A 7,179-nucleotide genomic window follows, 5' to 3' on the forward strand; every position below is an offset into this window, starting at 1 on the left:
GGCTTGCCCTCCATGGTGCTCGATGCGATCGCCGACTTCCGCGAGCTGACCGACATCAAGATCAAGGCCGGCACCAGCGGCCTGCTGATGATCGGCGGCGGCGTGCCCAAGAACTTCATCCAGGACACGGTCGTCTGCGCCGAAATCCTGGGCCACGACGATGTCGAAGTGCATAAATATGCGGTGCAGATCACCGTTGCCGACGTCCGCGACGGGGCGTGCTCCTCCTCGACCCTGCAAGAGGCTGCCAGCTGGGGCAAGGTCAACACCGGCATCGAACAGATGGTGTTCGCGGAAGCCGGCTCGGTCATCCCGCTGCTGGCGTCGGACGCCTATCATCGCGGTCACTGGAAGAACCGCCCGAAGCGCGGCTGGGCGAAGCTGTTCGCCTGATCTCTCAGGTTTCGATGGGGCGGGTCGGATCGCTGGTCCACTCGCTCCACGAACCCGGATAGAGGCGGGAGCCCGCGAGCCCCGCCACTTCCATCGCCAGCAGATTGTGGGTCGCGGTCACGCCCGACCCGCATTGATGCACGATCTTGTCGGGCGCAGTGCCGCCCAGCACGGCCGCGAATTCGGCCGCCAGTTCGTCCGCGGGCTTGAAACGGCCTTCGGGCGTCAGGTTCAGCTGGAAGAAGCGATTGCCCGCGCCGGGAATATGGCCCGACGCCGTATCGAGCGGATGCGGCTCGCCATGGAAGCGCGCGGCGCCGCGCGCATCGACCACCAGAAGATCGCCGCCGTCCAGATTGGCCTCGATGCCCGCAACATCGATCGAGGGCATGGCGGGCTCGGCTGAGGCCGTCAGATTCCCGGGCGGGGCTTGCTCGTCGCCCTGCTTGAGGGGCAGCCCACCCGCGATCCAGGCATCCAATCCGCCGTCGAGCACCGTCGCCTGGCTGTGCCCTACCCAGCGCAGCATCCACCACAGGCGCGACGCATAAAAGCCGCCCGATGTGTCATAGCCGACCACCAGCCTGTCCTGGGGGACGCCAGAAGCGGCCATGCGCGCGGCAAACACCAGACGGTCCGGCAGCGGATGGCGGCCATTCTGCCCATTCCCCGCGGCCGAGAGGTCCCGTTCCAGATCGACATAGATCGCGCCGGGAATATGCCCTTCGCGATAGGCGCGATGCCCGGCTTCGGGGTCGCCCAGATCGAACCGGCAATCGCACACCAGCACATCGCCTTGCTCGATCAGGCGCGCGAGATCGCCTACCTCGATCAGGGGGTGATGGCTCACGCCCCCTGCCCCGCGCGCTCCAGCACGCGCTTCGCCTGCGCCAGATGCGGCGCATCGACCATCTTGCCGTCGACCGCGAGCACACCCGCATGCGGATTGGCGGCAAAGGCATCCACGATCGCACGCGCGGCCGCGACATCGCCGTCGCTCGGCGTGAAGGCCTGGTTGATCACCGCGATCTGATCGGGATGGATCGCCATCATGCCGGTGAAGCCGTCCCGCGCACCGCGCGCGGCATAGGCCGCCAACCCGTCGAGATCGCTGAAATCGGGATAGACCGTCTCGATCGCGGCGACGCCGGCCGCATGCGCCGCGAACAGGGCCAAAGACCGCACCGTCTCGATCGGCGCGGTGTAGCGGCCATCTGTCTCACGTGCGGCGGTGGCGCCGATCGCCGCGGGCAGATCCTCCGCGCCCCAGGTCAGCCCGAGCAGGCGATCGCCGACCTCGGCATAACTGCCGAGCGCGAACACGGCTGCGGGCGTTTCGGTCGCGATCGGCAGGATCGGCAGACCGGTCCAGGTCGACAAAGCAAGGATGCTCTTCGCGCCCTCCGCCTTGGGCAACATGATCGCGTCGGCGCGCGCGGCCGTGACCGCGACCAGATCGGCATCGATATGCGCGCTGCCGAGCGGATTGACCCGTACGAGCAGCGGCACCGAACGATCCGCACGGCCGAGGAAATCCACGACCGCCTCGCGCGCCTCGACCTTCTTCGCCTCCGCGACCGAATCCTCCAGATCGAGGATCAGCGCGTCGGCGCCGAAGCCCAGCGCCTTCTCCATCCGGTCAGGCCGGTCACCCGGCACGAACAGAAGCGACCGCAGGCGCATCAGGCGGCCGCCTTGCCCTTGATCAAGGCCATGCGCCGGCACGAGCAGACCACCTCGTCGCGCTGGTTGATCGCGCGATGCGCGAACGTGACGATGCCCGCGCCGGGACGCGACTTGCTCGGCTTCAGTTCGACCACCTCGGTCTCGACCCGCAGCGTATCGCCGAGGAAAACCGGCTTGGGCATGACCAGCTTGTCGTAGCCGAGATTGGCGATGAGCGTGCCGAGCGTGGTCTCCCCCACCGACAGCCCGACCATCAGCGCGAAGGTGAAAGTGCCGTTGACGAGGATCTGGCCGAACTCGCTCGCCTTCGCCGCTTCCGCGTCGATATGGAGCGGCTGCGGGTTATGTGTCAGCGTCGAGAACAGCAGATTGTCCGTCTCGGTCACGGTGCGGCGGATCGGATGCTCGATCCGGTCGCCCATCTGCCATTCGTCATAATACCGGCCTGCCATGGTCCCCTCCCTACACGCCCGCGCCGGAAAGATGGAGCTTCATCCCGACATGACTCGGCTCGAAGCCGAGCCGTTCGTAAAAGGCATGCGCGCGCTGGCGGCTCTTGTCGGTCGCGAGTTGCACCATGCGGCAGCCGCGTTCGCGGCAACGTTCGACCGCCCACTGGATCATCTCGCGCCCCAGCCCCTGACCGCGGAGGTCGCGCGCGATCCGGACCGCCTCGATCTGGCCGCGCCAGGCACCGCGACGCGACATGCCGGCGATGAAAGTCAGCTGGAAGGTGCCGACGATCGCGCCGTCGCGCTCGGCGACCAGCAGGCGCTGGTTGGGATCGGCGTCGATCGCGGCGAAGGCGGCTAAATAACCCTGGTCGAGCTGATCGCTTCCGCCCTCGCGCAGGCGGCCCTTATCGTCATCGGCCAGCAACGCGACGATGGCGGCGATATCCGCCTCAGCCGCGTCGCGGATCTGAAGCGCGCTCACGCCTCCGGCTTCTCGATCCGCACCAGCAACGTGCCTTCGCTCACCTGCGCGCCCGCGACCGCCTTCAGTTCGGCGACGATGCCATCGAACGGCGCGACCAGCGCCTGCTCCATCTTCATCGCTTCCAGCACGACCAGCCGCTGGCCGGCGGTGACGGACGCGCCCTCCGCAACATCCACCGATACGATCCGGCCCGGCATCGGTGCGGTCAATGCGCCACCGCCGCTGGCCGCGCCCGCGACCCCGCGGAAAGCATGCGGCGCGGTGACAAAGGTGGCACCATCCTCGAACAGGATCGTCTGCAGCCCGTCCTGCGTGCCCGAAACCGCGCCGGCCTCCTCCAGGAAATCATAATCGACCTGCTGCTGCGCGCCATTGATATCGAGCAGCACGCGCAGATCGGGTGCGGCGTTGAGGCGGAAGCCCAACAGCCCGGCAAAACGCGCGAAACCGGGATCGCGCGCGCCGTCGCGCACGAACCGATCGTGGAAGACCGCTTGCCCCGCCGCCGCCTGCAACAGGGTCTCGCTCGGCTCGGGTGCGGCCGTCACGGCTTCGCCCAATTCGCTGATCGTGTTGGTCGTCATCGTGCCGTCCCGGAACGGCTCGGCATCGAGCAAACGGGCAAGGAACCAGGCATTGGTCCGCACCGGTTCGCATTCCACTTCGGCGCAGGCATCGGCGAGCGCATCGAGCGCATCATCGCGGGTGGCGCCATGCGCCACCAGCTTGGCGATCATCGGATCGTAATAAGAGGAGACAATATCGCCCTCCTCCACGCCGCTTTCGATGCGTACGTCCTCCGAGAGATGGAGATGATCGATCGCCCCGATCGACGGCAGGAAATCACGCGCCGGATCCTCGGCATAGAGCCGCGCCTCGACCGCCCAGCCGTTGATCGACAATTCGTCCTGGCGCAGGGGCAAAGGTTCGCCGGATGCGACGCGCAATTGCCACTCGACCAGATCCTGGCCGGTAATCTCCTCGGTCACCGGATGCTCGACCTGGAGGCGGGTGTTCATTTCCATGAACCAGATGCGGTCGGCGCGCAGGCCGTCGGAGGCATCGGCGATGAACTCGATCGTGCCAGCGCCGACATAGTCGACCGCCTGCGCCGCCTTGACCGCCGCCGCGCAGATCGCCGCGCGGGTCGCCTCGTCCATGCCCGGTGCGGGCGCTTCCTCGATCACCTTCTGGTGGCGGCGCTGGAGCGAGCAATCGCGCTCGAACAGGTGGACCACGTTGCCATGCGTGTCGCCGAATACCTGCACCTCGATATGGCGCGGGTTGAGCACATATTTCTCGATCAGCACGCGATCGTCGCCGAACGAGGAGGCCGCCTCGCGCCGGCAGGAGGCGAGCGCATCGGCGAAGTCAGCCGCGGCCTCGACCCGGCGCATGCCCTTGCCGCCGCCGCCCGCCACCGCCTTGATCAGCACCGGATAGCCGATCTTGTCGGCCTCGGCCTGCAGCCGCTTGGGCGACTGATCCTCGCCGAGATAGCCTGGCGTGACCGGAACGCCGGCCTTGGTCATCAGCGTCTTGGCCGCATCCTTCAGGCCCATCGCCCGGATCGCGGCCGGTGGTGCGCCGACCCAGATCAAACCGGCGGCAACCACGGCTTCCGCGAATTCGGCATTTTCGGAGAGGAAGCCGTAACCCGGATGGATCGCCTCCGCGTCCGTCGCCTTCGCCGCCGCCAATATCTTGCCCTGATCGAGATAGCTCTCCCGCGCCGGCGCCGGGCCGATGCACACCGCATCGTCCGCCTCGTGTACGAACGGCATGTCGGCATCGACATCGGAGTGAACCGCGATCGTGCGCACGCCCAGTTCGCGCGCGGTGCGGATGATCCGCCGCGCGATCTCGCCGCGATTGGCGATCAGGAGCGATTTGATCACGCTAGCCCCCGCAACCCGTCGTCCGCGCAGACCAGGTCACGTTCAATATCTTCCACGCGCCGTTTTCGCGGATCAGATCGAAATGGTCGACGCCGCAATGGAGCGGCTTGTCGTCGACGGTGAAGACATAGGGCGACCATACCATCGCGATATCGCCATCGATCTCGACCGCCGCGTCGGTGAGTTTTTCGCGATAATGTTCGGGGCCGGGTTTGATCCCGCCCGCGAAATCGCTCCAGCTCATGTGGCGGACAGAGCGCGTGCCGTCGGTTTTCTCGGAAACGACGGTGGCGCTGCCCTCCGGCCGCGTCTGCGCGAGGATCAGGGTGCCGTCGCGCGCCTCCAGGCCGGCGAACATCGCGTTGATCGGCACCATCACCGCGGCTTCGGCGGTTCCGTCCTGCGGCAGCGGATTCCAGGGCGGCAGTTTGGCGGTCTGCGTGGCGGCGGCAAGGAGCAGGCTCAACAGCATCGATCAATCCTCAATATGCCGGTCATGGATGTGCCTCCGGAAAGCCATGGCGCACATGCAGGGCATGGAGCAGGCGCGGCATATCCGTGACGAAATGCGTCCCTTCATGCGTGCGGTCGGCAAGCTCGGCCGGCGCGTCACCCACAAAAACCAGAACCGGCAGCCATTGATTGTCGACACCGATCGCGTCGATCACCGCCGCGCGCGGACGCGGAAAGGCGACGCGAATGACCTCCAGATCGTGGCCACAATCGGGGAATGCCGCGAGGATGCCGTTGAGGGCAATGCAATCGCGGCAATAAAAGCTCCGCCCCGGCATATCGGGGTCGGCAAACTCGTTTTCCAGCAGGTAAAGCCGATCCTTCACCATCACATCCTGAAGATGCCGAACCGCGCGTGATCGGGGATCGGCGCGTTCAGCGTGGCGGCCAAAGCCAGGCCAAGCACGTCGCGGGTCTGGACGGGATCGATGACGCCATCGTCCCACAGCCGCGCGGTTGCGTAATAGGGATTGCCCTCGTCCTCGTATTTCTGGCGGATCGGTGCCTTGAACGCCTCGGCCTGTTCGGGCGTCCAGCTTTCTGCGTCGCGATGGACGGTGGCGAGCACCGATGCCGCCTGCTCGCCCCCCATCACGCTGATCCGCGCATTGGGCCAGGTGAACAGGAAACGGGGCGAATAAGCCCGGCCGCACATGCCGTAATTGCCCGCGCCGAAGCTGCCGCCAATCAGGACGGTGATCTTGGGCACGGATGCGGTGGCGACGGCGGTCACCAGCTTTGCGCCATGTTTCGCAATGCCTTCCGCCTCATATTTGCCACCAACCATGAAGCCGGAGATATTCTGGAGGAACAGCAAGGGTATGCGGCGCTGGCAGGCGAGCTCGATGAAATGCGCGCCTTTCTGCGCGCTCTCGCTGAACAGCACGCCATTATTGGCGAGGATCGCGACCGGCATCCCCCAGATGCGCGCGAAGCCGCACACCAGGGTGGTCCCGTAATTGGCCTTGAACTCGTGCATCTCGGAGCCGTCAACGATGCGCGCGATCACCTCATGCACGTCGTAGGGCGCACGCACGTCGGTCGGCACGATGCCGTACAGCTCTTCGGGGTCATATTTGGGCGGGCGCGGCTCCGCGAGGTCGATATCCGCCTGCTGCGCTCGGCCAAGGGTAGCGACGATATCGCGCACGATCGTCAGCGCATGTTCGTCATTCTCGGCGATATGATCGACCACGCCCGACTTGCGGCCATGCGTGTCGGCACCGCCCAATTCCTCGGCCGAGATGATCTCGCCGGTCGCAGCCTCCACCAAAGGCGGGCCGGCGAGGAAGATCGTCCCCTGCCCGCGCACGATCACGCTCTCGTCCGACATGGCGGGCACATAGGCGCCGCCCGCGGTGCAGCTGCCCATCACGCTTGCGATCTGCGGGATGCCGAGCGCGGACATGTTGGCCTGGTTGAAGAAAATCCGCCCGAAATGGTCGCGGTCGGGGAAAACCTCGGCCTGATGCGGCAGGTTCGCGCCGCCGCTGTCGACCAGATAGATGCAGGGCAGCCGGTTCTCCTGCGCGATTTCCTGCGCGCGCAGATGCTTCTTGACCGTCAGCGGATAGTAAGTCCCGCCTTTGACCGTGCTGTCATTGGCGACGATCATCACCTCGCGGCCCGAAACGCGGCCGATGCCCGCGATCATGCCCGCGCCGGGCACCTCATCGCTGTAAAGGCCGTTGGCGACGAGCTGGCCGATCTCGAGGAAGGGTGACGCCGGATCGAGCAGACGCGTGATGCG

At 66.3% G+C, this 7,179-nt stretch carries 9 protein-coding genes; 1 reads left to right on the top strand and 8 read right to left on the bottom strand.

What is annotated here, in order from left to right:
- Positions 1-393 (top strand): deoxyhypusine synthase family protein (locus VK533_RS15660; protein WP_324379396.1); only part of this gene is annotated, 393 nt, incomplete at its 5' end.
- 4 nt (positions 394-397) lie between these two features.
- Here the strand turns inward: VK533_RS15660 and VK533_RS15665 are convergent.
- The 8 genes from VK533_RS15665 to VK533_RS15700 all read right to left on the bottom strand — a co-directional run.
- Positions 398-1,243, bottom strand: a complete 846-nt coding sequence (locus tag VK533_RS15665) for a sulfurtransferase (protein WP_324379398.1) — start codon at positions 1,241-1,243, stop codon at positions 398-400.
- Entirely contained in the window at positions 1,240-2,076 is an 837-nt protein-coding gene (locus VK533_RS15670) for a CoA ester lyase (RefSeq protein ID WP_324379400.1), read from the bottom strand. Before VK533_RS15670 ends, VK533_RS15665 begins: the two co-directional genes overlap by 4 nt.
- The gene (locus VK533_RS15675; protein ID WP_324379402.1) at positions 2,076-2,531 is read right to left on the bottom strand and encodes a MaoC family dehydratase; all 456 of its coding nucleotides are present in this window, start codon (positions 2,529-2,531) and stop codon (positions 2,076-2,078) included. The genes VK533_RS15670 and VK533_RS15675 overlap by 1 nt, the downstream gene beginning before the upstream one ends.
- Before the next feature lie 10 nt (positions 2,532-2,541).
- Positions 2,542-3,015: a GNAT family N-acetyltransferase gene (locus VK533_RS15680; protein ID WP_324379404.1), complete on the bottom strand. Its 474-nt coding sequence runs from the start codon at positions 3,013-3,015 to the stop codon at positions 2,542-2,544.
- Positions 3,012-4,916 carry an acetyl/propionyl/methylcrotonyl-CoA carboxylase subunit alpha gene (locus VK533_RS15685; RefSeq protein ID WP_324379406.1) on the bottom strand — a complete coding sequence of 635 codons (1,905 nt, stop codon included), beginning with the start codon at positions 4,914-4,916 and terminating at the stop codon, positions 3,012-3,014. Before VK533_RS15685 ends, VK533_RS15680 begins: the two co-directional genes overlap by 4 nt.
- 1 nt (position 4,917) lies before the next feature.
- Entirely contained in the window at positions 4,918-5,388 is a 471-nt protein-coding gene (locus VK533_RS15690; protein ID WP_324379408.1) for a hypothetical protein, read from the bottom strand.
- 22 nt (positions 5,389-5,410) lie between these two features.
- Complete coding sequence (locus VK533_RS15695; RefSeq protein ID WP_324379410.1) at positions 5,411-5,758, bottom strand: DUF3088 family protein; 348 nt, start codon at positions 5,756-5,758, stop codon at positions 5,411-5,413.
- The coding region (locus tag VK533_RS15700) for a carboxyl transferase domain-containing protein (RefSeq protein ID WP_324379412.1) at positions 5,758-7,179 on the bottom strand (1,422 nt) is incomplete at its 5' end. The genes VK533_RS15695 and VK533_RS15700, both read right to left, overlap by 1 nt.

It is taken from the genome of Sphingomonas sp. (assembly GCF_035317925.1).
Taxonomy (GTDB): domain Bacteria; phylum Pseudomonadota; class Alphaproteobacteria; order Sphingomonadales; family Sphingomonadaceae; genus Sphingomonas_I.

Excerpts from the sequence above, each read along its gene's own strand:
- VK533_RS15670 (WP_324379400.1), bottom strand. The coding sequence starts at position 2,076 with ATGCGCCTGCGGTCGCTTCTGTTCGTGCCGGGTGACCGGCCTGACCGG.
- VK533_RS15675 (WP_324379402.1), bottom strand. The coding sequence starts at position 2,531 with ATGGCAGGCCGGTATTATGACGAATGGCAGATGGGCGACCGGATCGAG.
- VK533_RS15690 (WP_324379408.1), bottom strand. The coding sequence starts at position 5,388 with ATGCTGTTGAGCCTGCTCCTTGCCGCCGCCACGCAGACCGCCAAACTG.
- VK533_RS15695 (WP_324379410.1), bottom strand. The coding sequence starts at position 5,758 with ATGGTGAAGGATCGGCTTTACCTGCTGGAAAACGAGTTTGCCGACCCC.